This window comes from Streptomyces sp. M2CJ-2 (genome assembly GCF_016757295.1).
Classification (GTDB): Bacteria; Actinomycetota; Actinomycetes; order Streptomycetales; family Streptomycetaceae; genus Streptomyces.
The window spans coordinates 22,272-40,795 of the sequence record NZ_JAESIF010000042.1 but is presented as its reverse complement, the minus strand read 5'-3'; the positions used below and the strand labels follow the sequence as shown (position 1 = coordinate 40,795).

At 69.8% G+C, this 18,524-nt stretch carries 18 protein-coding genes and 2 pseudogenes; 6 read left to right on the top strand and 14 right to left on the bottom strand.

Features of this window, described 5'->3' with window-relative positions:
• Positions 1–18: 18 nt before the first annotated feature.
• Positions 19–1,293, top strand: a complete 1,275-nt coding sequence (locus tag JL475_RS26345; protein WP_202280425.1) for an IclR family transcriptional regulator C-terminal domain-containing protein — start codon at positions 19–21, stop codon at positions 1,291–1,293.
• 88 nt (positions 1,294–1,381) lie between these two features.
• Here the strand turns inward: JL475_RS26345 and JL475_RS26340 are convergent, their stop codons facing one another.
• Together JL475_RS26340 and JL475_RS26335 are read right to left on the bottom strand one after the other, a co-directional pair.
• Positions 1,382–1,570 (bottom strand): hypothetical protein, encoded by a 189-nt coding sequence (locus JL475_RS26340; RefSeq protein ID WP_202280424.1) that lies wholly within the window; start codon positions 1,568–1,570, stop codon positions 1,382–1,384.
• An 11-nt stretch (positions 1,571–1,581) separates the two neighbouring features.
• On the bottom strand, positions 1,582–2,166 hold the full coding sequence (locus tag JL475_RS26335) for a transcriptional regulator (protein ID WP_202280423.1): 585 nt from the start codon (positions 2,164–2,166) through the stop codon (positions 1,582–1,584).
• 368 nt (positions 2,167–2,534) lie between these two features.
• Here JL475_RS26335 and JL475_RS26330 point away from each other — a divergent pair, with 368 nt between their 5' ends.
• Complete coding sequence (locus tag JL475_RS26330; protein WP_307825166.1) at positions 2,535–2,822, top strand: hypothetical protein; 288 nt, start codon at positions 2,535–2,537, stop codon at positions 2,820–2,822.
• Positions 2,823–2,843: 21 nt separating this feature from the next.
• Here the strand turns inward: JL475_RS26330 and JL475_RS40285 are convergent.
• The 7 genes and pseudogenes from JL475_RS40285 to JL475_RS26300 all read right to left on the bottom strand — a co-directional run.
• A pseudogene (locus JL475_RS40285) lies at positions 2,844–2,948 on the bottom strand (DNA-binding response regulator); the annotation flags it as partial.
• Positions 2,949–3,239: 291 nt separating this feature from the next.
• On the bottom strand, positions 3,240–4,181 hold the full coding sequence (locus JL475_RS26325) for a DUF6879 family protein (RefSeq protein ID WP_202280422.1): 942 nt from the start codon (positions 4,179–4,181) through the stop codon (positions 3,240–3,242).
• Positions 4,182–4,267: 86 nt separating this feature from the next.
• A complete protein-coding gene (locus JL475_RS26320; protein ID WP_202280421.1) occupies positions 4,268–5,272 on the bottom strand; it encodes an SCO2521 family protein in 1,005 nt (334 codons plus the stop codon).
• Position 5,273: 1 nt separating this feature from the next.
• The gene (locus JL475_RS26315) at positions 5,274–6,239 is read right to left on the bottom strand and encodes an SCO2522 family protein (protein WP_202280420.1); all 966 of its coding nucleotides are present in this window, start codon (positions 6,237–6,239) and stop codon (positions 5,274–5,276) included.
• The gene (locus JL475_RS26310; protein WP_202280419.1) at positions 6,236–7,153 is read right to left on the bottom strand and encodes an SCO2523 family variant P-loop protein; all 918 of its coding nucleotides are present in this window, start codon (positions 7,151–7,153) and stop codon (positions 6,236–6,238) included. The genes JL475_RS26315 and JL475_RS26310 overlap by 4 nt, the downstream gene beginning before the upstream one ends.
• A 3-nt stretch (positions 7,154–7,156) precedes the next feature.
• Positions 7,157–8,997 (bottom strand): annotated as a pseudogene (locus JL475_RS26305) (SCO2524 family protein).
• A 58-nt stretch (positions 8,998–9,055) separates the two neighbouring features.
• The gene (locus tag JL475_RS26300) at positions 9,056–9,820 is read right to left on the bottom strand and encodes an SCO2525 family SAM-dependent methyltransferase (RefSeq protein ID WP_202280418.1); all 765 of its coding nucleotides are present in this window, start codon (positions 9,818–9,820) and stop codon (positions 9,056–9,058) included.
• 150 nt (positions 9,821–9,970) lie between these two features.
• On the opposite strand from JL475_RS26300, the gene JL475_RS26295 reads away from it, so the two are divergent.
• Positions 9,971–10,447 (top strand): GNAT family N-acetyltransferase, encoded by a 477-nt coding sequence (locus JL475_RS26295; protein WP_202280417.1) that lies wholly within the window; start codon positions 9,971–9,973, stop codon positions 10,445–10,447.
• Between the two features lie 75 nt (positions 10,448–10,522).
• Here JL475_RS26295 and JL475_RS26290 read toward each other — a convergent pair whose 3' ends face one another.
• Both JL475_RS26290 and leuA read right to left on the bottom strand, forming a co-directional pair.
• Entirely contained in the window at positions 10,523–11,221 is a 699-nt protein-coding gene (locus JL475_RS26290) for a TerB family tellurite resistance protein (RefSeq protein ID WP_202280416.1), read from the bottom strand.
• A 184-nt stretch (positions 11,222–11,405) separates the two neighbouring features.
• Positions 11,406–13,127 carry a 2-isopropylmalate synthase gene (leuA, locus tag JL475_RS26285; protein ID WP_202280415.1) on the bottom strand — a complete coding sequence of 574 codons (1,722 nt, stop codon included), beginning with the start codon at positions 13,125–13,127 and terminating at the stop codon, positions 11,406–11,408.
• Positions 13,128–13,466: 339 nt separating this feature from the next.
• Here leuA and JL475_RS26280 point away from each other — a divergent pair, with 339 nt between their 5' ends.
• From JL475_RS26280 to JL475_RS26270, 3 genes are read left to right on the top strand one after another with little or no spacing between them, the layout of a single operon-like run.
• Positions 13,467–14,537 carry a M4 family metallopeptidase gene (locus tag JL475_RS26280; protein WP_202280414.1) on the top strand — a complete coding sequence of 357 codons (1,071 nt, stop codon included), beginning with the start codon at positions 13,467–13,469 and terminating at the stop codon, positions 14,535–14,537.
• Positions 14,538–14,558: 21 nt separating this feature from the next.
• On the top strand, positions 14,559–14,825 hold the full coding sequence (locus tag JL475_RS26275; RefSeq protein ID WP_202280413.1) for a protealysin inhibitor emfourin: 267 nt from the start codon (positions 14,559–14,561) through the stop codon (positions 14,823–14,825).
• A gap of 58 nt (positions 14,826–14,883) precedes the next feature.
• A complete protein-coding gene (locus tag JL475_RS26270) occupies positions 14,884–16,194 on the top strand; it encodes a GH1 family beta-glucosidase (protein WP_202280412.1) in 1,311 nt (436 codons plus the stop codon).
• 196 nt (positions 16,195–16,390) lie between these two features.
• On the opposite strand, the gene era is transcribed toward JL475_RS26270, so the two are convergent.
• The 3 genes from era to JL475_RS26255 all read right to left on the bottom strand — a co-directional run bounded on the left by era (position 16,391) and on the right by JL475_RS26255 (position 18,514).
• The gene (era, locus tag JL475_RS26265) at positions 16,391–17,344 is read right to left on the bottom strand and encodes a GTPase Era (RefSeq protein ID WP_202280411.1); all 954 of its coding nucleotides are present in this window, start codon (positions 17,342–17,344) and stop codon (positions 16,391–16,393) included.
• A 148-nt stretch (positions 17,345–17,492) separates the two neighbouring features.
• Positions 17,493–17,969, bottom strand: a complete 477-nt coding sequence (locus JL475_RS26260) for a hypothetical protein (protein ID WP_202280410.1) — start codon at positions 17,967–17,969, stop codon at positions 17,493–17,495.
• Between the two features lie 191 nt (positions 17,970–18,160).
• Positions 18,161–18,514 carry a cytidine deaminase gene (locus JL475_RS26255; protein WP_202280409.1) on the bottom strand — a complete coding sequence of 118 codons (354 nt, stop codon included), beginning with the start codon at positions 18,512–18,514 and terminating at the stop codon, positions 18,161–18,163.
• Positions 18,515–18,524: the final 10 nt, after the last annotated feature.

Genomic DNA, 18,524 nt, shown 5'->3' with positions numbered 1-18,524 from the left:
GCCGTCCCGCCCGGCCGGATGATCCCCCTGGGCTTCCGCGTCGGCGACCTACTGCCCTCCGAGCGCTGCGCGGCCGGTGCCGTACTCGCCACCGGATGGCAGCCCGACACGTACGACGCGTGGCGGGCCCGCCGTGCCGCCGACCCGCTGGACGAGAACTTCCCGGCCGTTCCCGCGCGCCGCGCCGCCGCGCCCCCCGACCGGACGGAGGCGGACTTCGCCGCCTGGACCGCGGCGGCCGACGCGGACGGCTGGGCGCTGGACGACCAACTGGTCGCCCCGGGCCTGGTCGCACTGGCGGTCCCGGTACGCGACCCCGACGGCCGGCCCGTCTGTGCGATCAGCGTGCTGGCGCACACCAGCCGCCACAGCGGCGACGAACTGCGCGAGCACGCGCTGGCCACGATGGAGGAGGAGGCTCTGCACATCGCGGACGAGTTGTACGGCACCTCGAAGGCAGCCGCCGCGCCGCCCGCCGCCCCTGCTTACGCCGACGCCAAGCCCGAACTGGGACCGTCCTTCCTGCAGGCACTGGCCAGGGGCCTCGCCGCCCTGACCGCGCTCGGCCGGCAGCACGGTGGCCTCACGCTCGCGGAGGCCGCCGAGGCCTCCGGGCTCTCGTATCCCAGCACCCGCCGCAATCTCCTGACGCTCAGTCAACTGGGTTACGTGGAACAGCGCGGCCGCCGTTTCCTGCCGTCGCCGCGCGTCCTGGAGCTCGGATACGCGCGATTGTCCACCCTCACCCTCGCCGACATCGCCCAGCTCCATCTGACCGAACTGGCCGGACTGGTAAGGGAATCGGCCTCGCTCGCGGTCCTCGACGGCGCCGAGGTCCGCTATGTGGCCCGGGCCGCCACCGAACAGATCACCAGCGCCCGGATCACGCCCGGCACCCGGCTGCCCGCGTACGCCACCTCCATGGGCCGGGTCCTGCTCGCGGATCTGCCCGAGGCGGACCGGCTGGAGCAGATCCAGACCCTGCGCCCCCAGGCCCTGACCCCGCACACGCTCACCTCGCTCGACGCGCTCGCCGCCGCACTGGACCGGGCCGCCGAAAAGGGATACGCCCTCGTCGAGCAGGAATTGGAGGCGGGACTGCGCTCGCTGGCCGTACCGGTCCGAGACCGGAGCGGGCGGGCCGTCGGAGCCGTGAACGTCGCCCTGCACGCCGGCCCGGAGCCGCCCGAGCACACCCTGGACGCCGTACTCCCCGCGCTGCGCGCCTGCGCCGCCCGCATCGAGTCCGACCTTGCCGTCGCGTCCGCCGGCGCTCCCGTACAAACGGGCTGACCGTCCCTTCGAAGCCGGCGGATTCGCACGGAACCTGGCATCCCGGCACCGGCAGACCAGCTCAGCCACACGAAGTGAATCGCTGGGGCTAGGACACAGTGGCTGCCGCCCTGGGGGCGGCGGCGAGCCGCAGGCCGAACTCCACGAAGGTCCAGCCGAGACGGACCCGGAGGGTCCGGGTGTGTCCGACGGAGGCGGCGAGACGGTGCGCCTCGGCCTGCGCGCGGAGTTCGGTGTCGCGGATGTGGTGCAGCGCGAGGTGGGTCTCGGAGTGCATCGGGCGGCCTCTCAGTCCGTGCGGGTGGGGATGACGTGTGTGTGAATGCGCACCTGCTCGACGTCCGGGGTGCCCTCGTCGAGGGCCAGAACCCGGTAGCTCTCCATGAGCTCGTACATCTTGTCGCCGAGTTCGCGGGCGAGTTCGGGGGTGAGACTCAGCGTCCAGTCGCTCATGTCCGAGGAGCGTCTCCACTGCTCGGACCATTCGTGGCGGGTACCGAGCCAGGTGGCGAGTTCCCGGGTGTGGTTGTTCGCGGCCTCGTGCAGGTACAGGTCGGCGGCTCCGCGCACCTCGGGGTCACGGTCCTCGAGCAGCGTTCCGTCGAACAGCACGCCCCGGTGAACCGCCTGCCACCACCGCTCCCGTCCCTTGCCGCGCTCCGGCGCGTCCTCGACGAAGCCGTGCGCGGCGAGCTGGCGCAGGTGGTAACTGGTCGCGCCGCTGGACTCACCCAGTTTCGCGGCCAGTTGCGACGCGGTGGCCGGCCCCCCGTGCCGTAGTGCGTTCAACAACCGCATCCGCAGGGGATGCGCGAGCCCGCGCAGCGAGCGGGCATCGAGACTGTGGAGCTGCGGGTCCTGGGAACCGTCCATGGCACCAACGGTAGCGTTGCAAAGGACTCGTTGCAACAGGTTCTTTGCAACGAGTCCTTTGGGAGATCCGTACCCCCTCGACGTCACCCACATGGCATGCGCGTGCAACCTGTGACGATATGGCGCAGTTGTGCATAATCGGTTCAATTCATGCGTTTGCGGGTAGACCCGTCGAGTCGTGCGAATACGATCGCTCCCGTATGCACCACGGAGCGCCACTCCATCTCCCGTATCCCACCGGGCTGTTGGTCCGACGTGAGGATGAACTGGCTATGGCGCTGTTGGCGTGACATTTCGGCGGGGATACCACCGAGGCGGGCTCCGAGGCGGTCTCCTGTGAGGTAGACCGACATCCTTTGGAGATCCACGTGACCGCCTCCGCTTACGAGTTCGGCACCAACCACCGTGCCTTCGTCGACCCTTACGCCCTCGACGGGAGCAGCTTCGGTGACTACCAGCTGACGCCGCCGCGCCCGGGCGAACGGCTGGACGTCGCCATCGACCCGCAGGACCGGCGCCGTCTGGAGCTGCACGCGGCCCTGACGGCGGCCGGCATCCCGCCCCGACCCGAGGACCGCGAGGCCATCGACAGGCTCAGCGCCCTGCCCGGCAACATCAACAGCACGATCCAGCGCTGGCTGGCCCACGCCCTCTGAGTGACGGTGTCGCCGGACTGCCAGGAACCGCTCGATCAGCCGCGCGGTGGGTCCCGGCCACAGCAGTGCCTCTTCGGCGGCCACGGTGCGAACGGCGTCGAGGAGTGCGGCGGGGCTGGTGTCTTTTCGGCGGCGGTCCGCCGGTCGGCCGCGGTCAGTACGAGCGCGGCCGGCCACAGCCCGACCACCACCCAGGGCACGACGCGTCGTCGCCCGGTACGTGTCGTTGCGGCCCCCATGGGACGGACCCCCTCCGGTCCGGTGTCCGGATCGGTGTCCGGACTCCCGGCGGAAGGCGCCCACTTCGTCAGGCGTGAGGCCGAGTCGAGCGCTCCTGCGTGAGGCGGTCGAGAAGCGGGACTGCTCCCCGGGGAATACCCCGGTCGTGCTCCGCCCGTGTCACGGAGAAGAGCGCTGTCACCCGGAGCCCCCCGACGAGGGGGACGGCCGGTGGTCAAGCTCTGTGGCGGTCGCCCACAGGGTGTTGAACGTCCTCACTTGTCCGTCGACTCGGCGGCCCTCCGCATCGAGTCGGGTCTGGACATTTCCCTCCTGCCGGTCCGGCTCGAACTCCAGATACAGTTCGCTGTCGAAGATCACGACGTCCCGCGCCACCACCGACCTCAGTCTCGCCCCCTCCGGAAGCGGCAGGGTGAGGAACCGCACGCTGATACCCGTGTCACGCTGAGCCCGGCAGAGTCTCGTGAACCGTTGCATGAAACCCGGGTCGGCTTCCTCTTCTTCCTTGATCATGAAAAGCCTTTGGATCGTCACACCTCGAGCACTCATCGCCTCGGCTTGGGCATCCAAGTACGGGCCCGCCGAGTCCGTGTTCCAGAAAGGCTGGTCGACGGAGCTGCTGGTGGCGTGGATGGTGCGCCGGGCGCATTCGGTGAGCCTGATGAGCCACTCGTTGTTGTCCCGCGGCCAGTGTGCGGTCATGCTCGTCAGGTCGGTGACGACAGAGGCAAGGCTCTCCACCTCGGACCGGGCGAAGGCCTTGACGATCTCCGGTCCCTGCTGCCCCACTCGGTTCAGACTCTTGATGAGTCGCCTGGCATCGCTGGTGCTCATACCTGCCTGATCCAGCTCGCTCAGCAGCCCGGCTGCCTCACTGAGTTTGTTGAACTGTGCTTCGAGCTCCCGGCTCCGCTCTCTGTGACCGGCCTCGACCGTCCCCAGCCGCTGCTCGAAGTCGACCATGTACTGCACGATGAGTGCGGAACCGCCGATCACGACGGAAACCGCGATCTTCCACAGTTCGTCGCCGGACTGGTTCAGCAGGTTCGTGAGCACGTAGGCACCCGTGCTCACCACGATGGTGACAAGGATCTTGAGCACGATGGGCGCGATGCGCAACCCGCCCGCGGCCGCCGGGCCGGGTGTGGGCGGTGCTCCGTGCATGTCCGTCTCCCCCCGTCAGGTGTCCACAGCATGCTTCCCGGTCAGCGCCGAGTCGGCACCTCCACGAGCAACTGAAGTGCATGAATTGCCAGTTGATCCCGCACGCGCTGCATCAATGCCCGCCACTGCCGGGTGAAGCCGGGGTGGTCCTCCAGGGTGTCCCAGAGCGGGACGAGCGTGCGCGACACACGGGCCCGCGGCATCCACAGATGCAGCAGGTGCTCGACGGCGGGCCGGAGTGCCGTGACGACGCCGCGATGGTCCTGGTCCGCTTCGGACGCCGGCCGGGCGCGGGGCTGCCCGCCGCCCGGCCGGATACCGTCGAGGATGCGGACGACTGTGGTGAGCAGCCAGTCGTGCAGGGCGAGATCCTCGCACAGCGTGGCGATGTCGGCGCCGGGGGTGCCGACGGGGACGCGTAGCCGCACCGTACGCAGTTCGTCCTCGGCGAGGGTGAACCGCTCGATGCACGGCGCCTCGTCGCGCTCGGTGGACACAGCCACCCAGCGCAGCCTGGTGGGACGGGACCTCAGAGGCGGGTGCTGGTCGAGCAGGGGGTGGCGCAGCACGCGTGTGAGCAGTCCGCCGGCGACCAGTCCGACGTCGAGTTCGCGAGGCCGGCCCCCGTTCAGCAGCCCCTCGGCGACGGACTCGTGCGGTAGTTTTCCGAACGGCTCGACCAGTCCGGGGCGTACGAGGTGGTGGCCCCAGGGTTGTCGGTGATCGGGCCCAGCGGCAGGCATTCGGAAGTGGGCGGAGCTCTGCAGGACGCGCCCCTCTGTGAGGGAGGCCCGCGCGGCAACGGTGCCGACGGCCCGGACCTTGGCGCCGTTGACGCTGGGCAGGGCGCAGTCGACGCCGGTGAGGATTTCGGCGGAACGGCCGTAGAGATTGGGGCGTTCGGAGAGCAGGACCCGTTCGTCGCCCCGCAGTGTGAGGAACTGGGCGGTGGCACGGCTGTCGAGGGGCTGGAGGGCGGGCAGCAGACAGGTGCGGACCTCCCCACAGGTGAGCACGACAGGCGGTGGCCTCTCCCCCGGCGTCATGTCACCGCCCCGCGTGGAAGACGTAGGAGACGCGGTCGGCCACCGAGGCGGGGACGGCCGCGTCCTCCTGGGCGGAGCGGTCGGCGGCCTGGGCCAGTGCCCCGGGGTCGACCTCGATCTGGTCGAGAATCACGCGGACGGCGTGTTCGACGGCCAGGAAGTGGTTGGGCAGCACCGAGCAGGTCCGGTAGGCGGCAAACGGGTCCGCCCGGGGATTGAGCCGGACCAGCTCGGGCAATTCGCCCCATTCCCCGGGGAAGTCGGCAAGGGTGTGCGGCTGGGGCACGAGCACGGCCCTGCCCTCGTTGCGCAGCAGTCCGAGGCGGGCGAGCTGCCACACCGCGGCGAGGAAGGGGCAGGACCAAGTGCGATGTCCGTCGGGGCCCTCGTCCCACAGTTCGACGTCCGCGAAGACGGAGTGGCGGCGGGCGGCGGTTTCCTGGGGCGGGGACCAGGCGGCGGCCTTCTTCATGGCCTGCGGGACGCGCATGACGGGCCCGCGTTCGCCGTTGGCGAGCCAGCCGGTCTGCGCGGTCGGCGGGCGCAGGCCGTAGCTGCCCGGCGGTGGCTCCTCGACGATCCGCCGGGCCACGGCTTCGGCGACCGGCACCTGCCCCGCGACGGCGCAGCCGGACTCGCGGGCCAGGTAGTCGACGTCGAGCCCGGCCCGTCCGGCCTCCTCCAGCAACATGGGGACGACCTCGGCAGGCCCGGCGAAACGTGCGAAGTAGTCGTCGACGAGGAAGCACGTGCTGATCCGGGGGCGTTTGCCACCGGTCTCGGCCGCCGCGGCGGCACGTGCCGCCTCCGCCCAGGGGCGTACCCGTTCGAAGCGCTGCCGCAGGTGTCGTGGACCGGCCTCGAAGTCCTCCATGTAGAGGTGGCCGAGTTCCAGTGAGAGGTGGGACAGCGGAACCGCCTGGGTCCGTGGCTCGGCGGCCGTCTCGCGGAACACCGCCTCCGTCACGGCCGCCCCCAGTGATCGTCGTCGGTCAAGCGCCGCGCGATCTCCTCCAGCGCCTCCAGCGTCTCCTTGTTGGCGATCTGGGTGGAAAGCACGTCCTCCTCGGTGATCAACTGTTCGCGCCACTGCAGGATGGGTTCCAGGGGTACGACACCGAGCACCACGCTGTCACCGATGTGATGTTCAGCGGCGAGTCGGCGCAGTGCCTCGTCAGAGGACTGCATCCAGGCTGCCTGGGCGGGCGAGCCGTGGGACCACAACGGCGAATCCGGATGGGGTACGGCTGCCCGCACGAAGCGGACAGCACCCCGAAGTCTTTCCTCGTCGTGCCCTCGTTCGACACCACCCTTGATGATCCCGTGGTCCCCGTGGGCGAGACCTGCGGCGGCGATCACGTGCTGCCGGGTCCAGCGGTGGAAGACCAGCCAGCGGAATGGGACATACCGCATCCGGGGGTGTGCCGTCGCGGTGAGGACCATGTCGACCGCGTAGCTCCGGCCGGCGCTCAGGTCGACGACTATGAGGTCGAACTCGCCGTTCAGCCGTAACAGCAGATCGACGCACCGCTCGAGGGCGTCCCCGCCGGTGGCGAACTCGCCGCCGCCGACGTCGCCGGGAAACAGCACCAGGCGGCCGGACCGGTTCGGCCGGGCCCGCAGCAGGGGATGCTCAGTCTGCCGCCAGACGTCGATCCGGGCCGGTTCCGTGACCTCGCCCTCCAGGTAGGAGTGCAGGCCCCGCTCCTCGGTGCCGCGCATGGCGTCAGGCAGGTCGAAGACGGCGGACGCCGTGGGGGAGCCGAAGTCGAAGTCGACGTACGCCACGTGATCGCCGGCGAGGGCGCGTTGATAGGCCAGATTGGCGCTGGTGACCGAGCGACCCGTGCCTCCTTTGTCGGAGGCGGCGAAGACGAGCACGGCTCACATCTCCTCTGCGGCAGCACCGCGAGCCTGGGCCAGGGTGTCGAGTTCCTGGAGCACGGGCAGGGCCAGCGCGAACGCGGTCGCGGGCCGGTCGTCGACCAGGCTCCGGGCACGGTCCAGTCGGCTCTCGATGCTCCGCATGGCCCGGCCCCGGCTCCCCTCGGCGGTGGTCGAGGCCTCCAGTTGTTCCTTACCGAACAGATGGGTGGCCTCGCTGAGCAGCTCACGGGCCAGCTGAGCGAGTTCGGGACTGCGGATGGGCTGCTGCTCGTACAGGTTGCGGGCGGCGACCAGACACTCGGTGACACGCGCGGTGATGCTCCAGGAGAGGCGCCGACCGACGGCCGCGTCCGGGAAGACGGCTGCCGCGTTGTCCCAGAGGCCGGCCCCCTCACCCTCCTCGATCCGCCGGTTCCACAGGTGCTCGAATGCCTGCTCAGCCAGGCGCAGCAGACGGTCCTGTGCGTCGACGTTCCGGGAGAGCTCCGCAAGCTGGATGGTCCGCTTGAGGAGTTGTGCCGAGAAATCGGTCATCCGCCACTGGAGCTGCCCGCCGGACCGTTCCGATCCGGCGAGCGGCATGGTGACCCCGGGGTTGTGCAGCCCGACCGCGGGGTCGTTCCTGCTCATACGGCTGGTGACCCGGCCCCTGTCGGCAAGGCGTTCCATGATGGCGACGGTGCGGGTGAGGTCGTCGTCGGTGGCCTTCCGGCGGACCAGGTCGCGGACGAGGATGGCCGCGACGGTCAGGGAGAAGTACTCCGACTCCAGCCGCAGGCCGGTGGTCTGCCAGGGGAGGTCCTCCAGGGGCCGGCGCCCGGCACCGAATCGGGCGATGGCCGACCAGTACTGCTGGCTGAGTTCCCAGCGCAGGCGTAGGGCCTCGGCGAGTTTCTGCTGGTCGGCGTCGAGCAGCCCCAGGGTGAGGGTGCGCTCGGAGAACAGGTCCTGGATGCCGTCCAGGGCGACGACGGTGAAGTACACGTAGGGCAGCGGGTCGGCGATGCCGTCGGGCTGGCCCTTGACCGGGACGTCCAGGTCGACGACGGTCGGCGCGTCCTTCACCACGCCCCAGGCCCAGCCGCACTCGAAGAGCCGGCTCTCGTCCCGGATGCTCTCGTCGACCTCGATGCCGCGGCTGAGGCCTTCGATGATCGTGGCGCGCAGCGGGCGGAATCTGCCGGAGAACTGCTGGAGGACGGCCCGGTCGGACTGCTTGTTCTGCCCGATGACCTGGATCAGCCGCCGGCCCTGCTCGGACTCGGCGTCAAAGACGTTGACGGTGAAGGAGCGCAGCAGGCTGACCATCGCGGCGGTGAGCCGGGTGTTGGTGGCCTCCCTCAGCTCACCGACCGCCCTGTGCATCTCGGGACGGGTGGTGCTGTTCTCGTAGACCTTGAGGAATCCCAGGGTGGCGAGGCAGAGCGTGACGGACATGGAGTAGGAGTCGACGACGCCCAACTGGCTCTGTTCGTGGGTGAGTTCCCGCTGGGGTTCATCGTCCTGAAGTAGTGCCCACCGGAGAAGACGGGGCTGTCGTCCGGCCCTGTGTGGGTACGCATGAACTGGGTCAGCGCGGTGATCAGGTGGGGCGGGATCTCCAGTCGGCTGCCGATCCGCTCCAACGCCTCCAGGACGTCCCTCTCCGTGGTGTCGGGCTGGTCGAGGCGGAAGGCGGGAACCTCGGCGGCGGGGTACAGCAGGCAGAGCAGCCGTTCCGCGTCCGCGACGCTGCTCAGCCCTCCGGCGTCCCCCCGGACGAGCTTCCCGTCGTCGAACGAATGGCGAGCCACGGCTCGCCAGATGTCCAGCAGATGCTGCCGCGGCTTGATCTGCACCCCGTCCCCCCTCACCCGCCCCGCACTTCCACGGAACGGCCATCCAAGAGCTACCCACTCACCGGAATCCGCAAGCCAGGATGATGGACGTGTAGCCCGGACGCACCTCCCCCGGTTTGCCGATCCTGTAGGTCTGCACGGAGTCGGTGAAGCGTCTGATGCTGGCGCCGATGTCCGCCTGACTGACGTCGCATGCCGGGAACCAGGTTCCTCCCAGTCGGTATCCTTCACTATGCTCCATGAAAGCTGCAGCGAAGGGCGCCCCTGGAGCAAGCTTTTCCAGGAAGTGCTCAACTGCGCAATGGAATTCCCTGGTGGAGGTGGAAACGGACTCCGCGACGAAGAACATGGTCCCCACCTGCCACCTCAACCGTCGGTCGACGGGATTCAATATGTCACCCTGCTCGATCTGCGCGACTTCACGCAACCGCGCCCAAGGACCGCCAGGTACTGTCGCGTAGGCGTCGTCCAGGGACAGCTTCCGCCAGAACTTTTCCCAACCGTCGTCATGTCCCTTTATCTGCTGCCGTAGATAGTCAAGGTTGGACTTCGACCGGTCCAGCAGAGTTATCCGGGCGCACCAGGGCAGCATGGAGAGGGCCGGATAAAGATTGGCGCCGGCACCTACGTCGATCCCATGGACCAGCGGCTCGGAAATGTCACGAAAATGATCACTGAAGTGCGCCCGGACGATCGATATGATCGTCTCGTCGACGGAGAGTAATCTACTGTAGTTCTCCTGAACGTAAAGCGTGGGATCGAATTTTTCCCACCGCGCCTCCGCGTTCGACTGTGCCTGTTCTTCTGGTGATCCCAAAGGCATGCCCCACGGTATCGATGCGGTCAGTCCCCTGCTCCCCCTCCTTCTGGCCCGCTTCGGTGCAAGGAGGCACGGGGGCGCACGGCAGGCATCGGCACCGGACACGTGATCCGGGGACTTGAACGGTCGGAGGCACCAGGCAATTCTGGTTCGATGCCGGCACTTCACCCTCCGTCCGTCCGGGTACGCAACGTCGTCGGGCAGGACATGCCCGACCTGCTCCGCTTGGATCGGGAAGTCTTTCCCGATGACCCGATGCCGCACTCCATCCTGCGCCAGTTCGTGGACATGTTCGCAGACCACCTGCTGGTAGCTGAAGACGAGAACGGCCGACTGTGCGCATACGTGCTGGCCACGCCGCCGCACAAGGGGCGGAGCTGGATCGTCGGTCTCGGGGTCGCCTCCGCCGTGCGCAGGCGGGGGCTGGCCGAACAGCTGATGCTGGAATCGCTGGAGAACTTGCGCACCGAGGGCGCGCACACCGTCCTGCTCTGGGTCGAGCCGACCAACAAGCCGGCTACAGCGCTCTACGACTCCCTCGGTTTCGTACCCGACCGCGAGGGCCCCCGTCCGGACCACTTCGGCCCTGGCGCCGACCGCATCCTCATGACCCTGCACACCACCCCGTAGCCCGCATCCGCGATGAGGTGCCGTGGTTCGCGGCACCAGGCCCGGCCCGACCCGGCCCGGAGAGCGGCTTGCCGGTCAGGACGGTGTCCGGGCCGCCGTCAGCAGGCGGGTCACGTCGTCCGAGCAGATGGTGAGGGCGGCGCCCACGGTGGCCAGGGCGTCGCGCTCGGCGGGGGTGTAGGGGCCGTCGGCGAGGGCGATGCGGGCGCCGCCCAGGAAGATCGATTCGCGGCCCGGGGCGGCGAGGTGCGGGGCCAGCGGCTCGAGGGCCTCGTGGAGTTCGATGGCGAGGTCCGCCGTGCAGGGCTCGCCGGTGAAGCGGCCGGTGTCGGCGGCCAGCGCCTCGACGAGCGCGGCCAGCCGGTCCTCGGTGCAGTCGTCGAAGCCGGCCGCGCGGACGGCGGCGACGGCCGTCTCCAGGGACGCCCGCGAGCAGGTGCCCGCGGCCAGCACCGCGAGGGCGACGGTGTGCACGGCGTCGCGGAGCATCGCGGAGAAGCGGGTGGTGGTGGGGTGGTCCAGGACGTCGGTGCCGAAGTGGCGGAGGCAGGCCGCGCATTCGACGACCGGGTCGGCCGTGCCGCGCGGCACCACGGGCACACCGAGGAGGGTGAAGCGGCGCTGTCCGGTCAGCCTCCGGTAGTTGCGGTCGCCGCCGCAACCGGGGCAGAAGAACTCCCCGTCGCCGACGGCCGTCCACGCGGTCCGGGTTCCCAGCAGGCGCGAGAGTCTGGTGACAGCGGCACGGCTGTCGGGTCCCCGTCCTGGCAGCACGTCGCACCTCCACATCGCCCCGGCATCGGCGCCGCGCTTGCGTGATGTTAGCCACACCGAAGAGTCTTCGTCAGCATCTCGGACGAGACCTTCCCGTGACCTGCACAGGGATTGGCCGGTAACCGACGGGGTCCCGCCCGCCGGAAACGGCGGGCGGGACCCTCGGAGCTCTCGGAGCGGCTGCTCAGCGGGCCGCCCGGTTGACGGCCGAGACGACCGCCTTCAGCGAGGCACGCGTGGTGTTCGCGTCGATTCCGACGCCCCACAGAACCTTGTCACCGATCGCGCACTCGATGTACGAGGCGGCCTGCGCGGAGGCGCCCTCGCTCATCGTGTGCTCCTGGTAGTCGAGCAGGCGTACGTCGACGCCGATGGACTGCAGGGCCTCGAAGAACGCGGAGATCGGACCGTTGCCGCTGCCGGTCAGCACGGTGGGCTCACCGTCCACGGTGGCCTCGACGGTGAGCGTGTCGACGCCGTCCCGGTCGGTGGTGGACTGGCCGTTCCTGACCTGGATGCGGCCCCAGGCGTTGTCCGGGTTGGGCAGGTACTCGTCCTGGAACACCGACCAGATGTCGGCCGGGGTGACCTCGCCGCCCTCGGCGTCCGTCTTGGCCTGGATGATCTTCGAGAACTCGATCTGCATGCGGCGCGGCAGGTCCAGCTTGTGGTCGTTCTTCAGGACGTAGGCGATACCGCCCTTGCCGGACTGCGAGTTGACGCGGATGACGGCCTCGTAGGAGCGGCCGACGTCCTTGGGGTCGATGGGCAGGTACGGCACCGCCCACTCGATGTCGTCGACGGTGACGCCCTGGGCCTTCGCGTCGGCCTCCATGGCGTCGAAGCCCTTCTTGATGGCGTCCTGGTGGGAGCCGGAGAAGGACGTGTAGACCAGGTCGCCCACGTACGGGTGGCGCGGGTGGACCTCCATCTGGTTGCAGTACTCCCACGTGCGACGGACCTCGTCGATGTCGGAGAAGTCGATCTGCGGGTCGACGCCCTGGGAGAACAGGTTCATGCCCAGGGTGACCAGGTCGACGTTGCCGGTGCGCTCGCCCTGCCCGAACAGGCAGCCCTCGACGCGGTCGGCGCCGGCCATCAGGGACAGCTCGGCGGCGGCCACGGCCGTACCGCGGTCGTTGTGCGGGTGGACGGACAGGCAGACGTACTCGCGGCGGGACAGGTTGCGGCCCATCCACTCGAAGCGGTCGGCGTGGGTGGAGGGGGTGGAGCGCTCGACGGTCGCCGGCAGGTTGAGGATGATCTCGCGGCCCGGACCGGGCTGGTAGACGTCCATCACCGCCTCGCAGACCTCCAGCGCGAAGTCCAGCTCGGTGTCGGTGAAGATCTCGGGGCTGTACTGGTACCCGAAGTGCGTTTCCGGGCCCAGCAGCTTCTCGGCGTACTCCACGACCAGGCGGGTGCCGTCGACGGCGATCTGCTTGATGTCGTCCTTGGAGCCGCGGAAGACCACGCGACGGAAGACCGGCGCGGTGGCGTTGTACAGGTGCACCGTGGCGCGCTTGGCGCCCTTCAGGGACTCGACCGTGCGCTCGATCAGGTCCTCGCGGGCCTGGGTCAGTACGGAGATCGTGACGTCCTCGGGGATGGCGTCCGGGTCCTCGATGATGGAGCGCACGAAGTCGAAGTCGGTCTGGCCGGAGGCCGGGAAGCCGACCTCGATCTCCTTGTAGCCCATCTTGACCAGCAGGTCGAACATCGCGCGCTTGCGGGCGGGCGACATGGGGTCGATCAGGGCCTGGTTGCCGTCGCGCAGATCGGTGGAGAGCCAGCGGGGAGCGGTGGTGATCCGGTTGCCCGGCCACGTCCTGTCGGGGATGTCGACCTGCTCGTAGCGGCCGTACTTGTGGATCGGCATGGAACTGGGCTGCTGGCGGTTGACCATGGTGCGTGGGCTCCTCGAGGGTCCGCGGTGATCCGGGACGAGACCGGAAGGGACGGCCGACGGCGCAGCGCCGAACTCCGCGGGGAGGGGGTCGGCCTACTGCGGACCCTCACCGCGGCAGCTAAGGAGAAGCAGCCCGAAACGCATGATGCTGCGCAGCTTAACCGAGACACAGGCCCGTGCGAGCGTCCGTATCAGTATGCGGGACCAGAGGGAGGAACGGGACAAAAAGTGCCGTATACCACTCCAGGGCGTCCGACTGCAGTGATCGACCGCACTTTTCATCAATCATGGTTGCGGATGGTGACAGGAGCGTCACACAGTGCGAAGGTGCCGGACATGACCACCAACGGGGGCTTCGAGCCCGTCTTCTGCACCATCGTTCCGCCGCACGTCCTCGACCGGCTCGCGCAGGCCGAGGACCCCGCACTGGCCGGACCCGCCCGCCGCACCCTCCAGCGCGACGCCTACGAGCGCACCCAGCGCCGCCTGACCACGGTCGTCGGCGCCGCCCCCGTCGCCCCGCTCGCCGCGGCCGAGTCCGGCAAGCCGCACCGCACCGTCCACGACGCCCGGCACGGCACGAAGCTGCCGGGGGCGGTGGCCCGCCGGGAGGGCGAGGAGCCCGGCAAGGACGCCACCGTCAACCGCGCCTACGCGGGCCTCGGCGCCACCTTCGAACTCTTCCTCAGTGCGTTCTCCCGCGACTCGATCGACGGCGCCGGGCTGCCGCTGGTCGCGACCGTGCACTACGACCGGGACTACAACAACGCCTTCTGGAACGGCGATCAGATGGTCTTCGGCGACGGGGACGGGGAGATCTTCCTCGACTTCACCCTCCCCGTCGACGTCATCGGCCACGAACTCGCGCACGGCCTCACCCAGTACACCGCCAACCTGGACTACTTCGGCCAGTCCGGCGCGCTCAACGAGTCGGTGTCGGACGTCTTCGGCGCCCTGATCAAGCAGTACACGCTCGGCCAGACCGCCGGCGAGGCCGACTGGCTGATCGGCGCGGGGCTGCTCGCCCCGCGGGTCACCGGCAAGGCGCTGCGCTCCATGAAGGAGCCGGGCACCGCGTACGACGACGACGTCCTCGGCAAGGACCCGCAGCCCTCGACGATGGACGACTACGTCCGCACCGGCCGCGACAACGGCGGCGTCCACATCAACTCCGGCATCCCCAACCACGCCTTCTACCTGGCCGCCACCACCCTCGGCGGGCACTCCTGGGAGCGGGCGGGGCAGGTCTGGTACGACGTGCTGACCGGCGGCGAGCTTGCGCAGAACGCGCAGTTCACGGACTTCGCGACGCTGACGGTGAAGGTGGCGCGGGCCCGGTTCGGGGAGGGCGAGGAGCTGCGGGCGGTGTCGAAGGCCTGGGAGCGGGTGGGGGTGCGGACGCTGTAGTTCCGTACTAGACACGGACCCATGCGCATTCAGGTGACACGCACCGGTGGATTCGCCGGTATCGAGCGGCAGGCCGAGGTGGACACCTCGGGACGGGCCGACGCGCCCGAGTGGCACGCCCTGGCCGAGAGTGCCGTGGCCTCCGGCCGGGGTGCGCCGCCCGCCGGGGTGCCGGACGGCTTCAGCTACCGGATCACGGTGGACGGGCGGTCGGTGTACTGCGCGGACCCCCGGCTGACCGAGGAACAGCGCACGCTGATCAGCAGAGTGCTCAAGGAGGGCGCGTAACCACCCTTCCCCGCAAGGGCGTTGACTTGGGACGCGGTCGGTGCGGATGATCCGTGCCATGGCGACGACGAACCCGATCCCCCGCTTCCCGGACGGTTTCCTGTGGGGCGTGTCGACCTCGGCGCACCAGATCGAGGGCGCGGTGGACGAACGCGGGCCGTCCGTGTGGGACGAGTTCAGTGCCGAACCGGGGCGGGTGCGGGACGGCTCGACGGCGGCGGTGGCCTGTGACCACGTCCACCGCCACGGCGAGGACGTGGCGCTCCTGGCCGGACTGGGGGTGGACGCGTACCGCTTCTCGGTCTCCTGGCCGCGGGTGCGGGCGAAGGGCGGCCTGGACTTCTACGACCGGCTGGTCGACGACCTGTGCGCGGCGGGCGTGCGACCGGTGCCGACGCTGTTCCACTGGGATCTGCCGACCGGGATGGACTGGCTGGAGCGGAGCACCGCGGAGCGTTTCGCGCAGTACGTGTCCGAGGTCGCCGACCGGCTCGGCGACCGTGTGTCGCGCTGGATCACCCTCAACGAGCCCGCCGAACACACCCTGCTGGGCCATGCGTTGGGTGTCCACGCCCCTGGCCGAAAGCTTCTCCTCGACGCGCTGCCGGTGGCTCACCATCAACTCCTCGCGCACGGGCTGGCGGTACGCGCCCTGCGCGCGGCCGGTGCCGGTGACATCGGCATCGCCAACTCCCACGGTCCGGTCTGGCCGGCCGGCCCGGACCCGGCGGACGTGGCGGCGGCGGACTTCTACGACACGCTCCTGAACCGCCTGTTCGCCGACCCCGTGCTGCTCGGCCGCTACCCGGACGGCATCGGCGAACTGATGCCGGGCGACGTCGAGGCGGACCTGGGGATCATCGCGGAGCCGGTCGACTGGTACGGCGTCAACTACTACGCGCCGACCCGGGTGGGTGCCCCGCAGGGCACCGGGACCGAGTTCGGCGGTGTCCGCATGCCGGCCGAACTCCCCTTTTCGATACGGGAGATCGAGGGGTATCCGGTGACGGACTTCGGCTGGCCGGTGGTCCCCGGGGCCCTGACCGAACTCCTCATCACCTTCCACGCCCGCTACGGCGACCGGCTCCCCCCGGTCGTCATCACCGAGAACGGCTGCTCCTACGAGGGCGTCGACGACCAGGCCCGCATCGTCTACCTCGACGGCCATGTCCGCGCCCTGCACCGGGCGGTGGAGGCGGGCGTGGACGTACGGGGCTATTTCGTGTGGTCCCTGATGGACAACTTCGAGTGGGCGGAGGGCTACACCCGCCGCTTCGGCCTGGTCCACGTGGACTTCGAGACCCTCGAGCGCACTCCGAAGGCGTCCTACGGCTGGTTCCGGGAGATGCTGTGCGAGCAGCGCCTCTGACACCGCCGGGTCGGAACCCCGGTCGCCGCACCTGCTTCGGATCCCGCTGCCGGTCCTTGGCGACCTTGACGTGCGGGTCCAGGCTGCGTCGATCTGCGGCTGCCGCCGCGCGGCAGGAGTGCCGAGGAGGGCCTCGATCTGCTTGCCCGACTTGATGCCGGCGCACATCGGACGCTCGCCGAAGCACCCACCGCGGTCAGAACCCCAGTCGCCGCAACTGCTTCGGGTCCCGCTGCCAGTCCTTGGCGACCTTGACGTGCAGGTCGAGGAAGACCGGGGTGCCGAGGAGGGCCTCGATCTGCTTGCGGGACTTGATGCCGACGTCCTTGAGGCGCTTGCCCTTGGGGCCGATGACGATGCCCTTCTGGCTGGTGCGCTCGATGAACAGGTTGGCGTGGATGTCCAGGAGGGGCTTGTCGGCGGGGCGGTCCTCACGGGGCAGCATCTCCTCCACGACCACGGCGATGGAGTGGGGCAGCTCGTCGCGGACGCCCTCCAGGGCGGCCTCGCGGATCAGCTCCGCCACCATGACCTGCTCGGGCTCGTCCGTCAGGTCGCCCTCGGGGTAGAGGGCGGGGCCCTCGGGCATCAGCGGGATCAGCAGGTCGGCCAGCAGGTCGACCTGCTTGTCCGTGGTCGCCGACACCGGGACGATCTCCGCCCAGGTGATGCCCAGCTCCTGGCCCAGCCGGTCGACGGCGAGGAGCTGCTCGGCCAGGGTCTTGCTGTCCACCAGGTCGGTCTTGGTGACGATGGCGACCTTCGGGGTCTTCTTGATCCCGGCCAGTTCCTTGGCGATGAAGCGGTCGCCGGGGCCGATCTTCTGGTCCGCGGGAAGGCAGAAGCCGATCACGTCGACCTCGGCCCAGGTGGTGCGGACCACGTCGTTCAGCCGCTCGCCGAGCAGTGTGCGCGGCTTGTGCAGGCCGGGGGTGTCGACGAGGATCAGCTGCGCCTCGGGGCGGTGGACGATGCCCCGCACGGTGTGCCGGGTCGTCTGCGGCCGGTTGGAGGTGATCGCCACCTTCTGCCCGACCAGAGCGTTCGTGAGGGTGGACTTGCCCGCGTTGGGGCGGCCCACGAAGCAGGCGAAGCCGGCCCGGTGGACAGCTTCGACGGGCTGCTCGGATGACTGGGTACGAACACTCATGCCGCCCATTGTCCCTGATCCCCGAGGCCCCGCCGTACCACCCGCCCGCACCGGTCCGGACACCCCACCGGTCCGGACACCCGGGGGGTGCCCGGACCGGTGGGGGCCGGGGAGTGGGGAGCAGGGCCCGGGGAGCGGCGGCCGGGGATCAGTCGAAGACGAACGGGCCCGGTGACTGCGGTCCGACGGCCGTGCACGTGATGGTGATGAAGCCGAACGCGGTCACCTTCAGCGTGCCGCCGAACGCCTCCAGGCTGTCGCCGGACGCCACGGTCCCGGAGAGCGGGCCGACCTCGAGGGCGTCCCCGGTCGCCATGGCCGGGTTCTTGGTGCCCTTGAAGACGGTGGTGCCGCCGCCGGCCTTGACCAGGGTGAGCTGCGAGACGAGCGAGTCCTTGCTGATCGCGAGGGGCGCGGTGACCGCGGAGGTGTTGATGGTGATGGTGGCGGACGTGCCGCTCTGGGTGGCCGTGAGGGTGGCGTCGCCACCACCCCAGCTTCCGCAGTCGGCGTTGACGGTCGCCGTCCCGGGGGCGACGGCGGCGGCGGAGGGGGCGAAAGCGAGCCCGCAGGCCGCCACGGCGGCGACCAGGGACGCGCCGGTGCCGATTCGTGTGCCTCTCATGGAGTCCGGTTCCCTTTCCGTGGGGGGAGTGCTCGGGCAGGGGGGAGCGGTGACGCTGCACGAGACGAAGGGATCCGACGGGCCGGGTCTGACGACCCGTCGGAAGCAACGGTTCCATTGATGCGCGGGGGCCGAGACGACGACAAGGTGGAAATCCGGCCTATTTACCGCCGGTAACACCTTGCTGGGGATCATCCCGCGGTGAGTGTCTCCCGGACCGTCCCGTCCGGGCCGGCCAGCAGCACCGGGGTCCCGGGGCCGCCGAGGTCCCGTACCGCCGCGAGGTCCGCGGCCGGCACCGACTCCTCCGTCGTCACCACGGCCGCCGCCTCCAACGACTTCGCCCCGGACGCCACCGCCATCGCCACCGCCGTCTGCAGGGCGGTCAGTCGGAGGGAGTCCAGGGCCACGGTCCCCGCGACATAGGTCCGCCCGTTCTCGTCCCGTACGGCGGCCCCCTCGGGCACACCGTTACGGGCCCGCGCGGAACGGGCCAGGGTGACGATCTTGCGGTCCTCGGGGTCGAGCGCGTTGCTGTCGGTCATGGACCTGAGC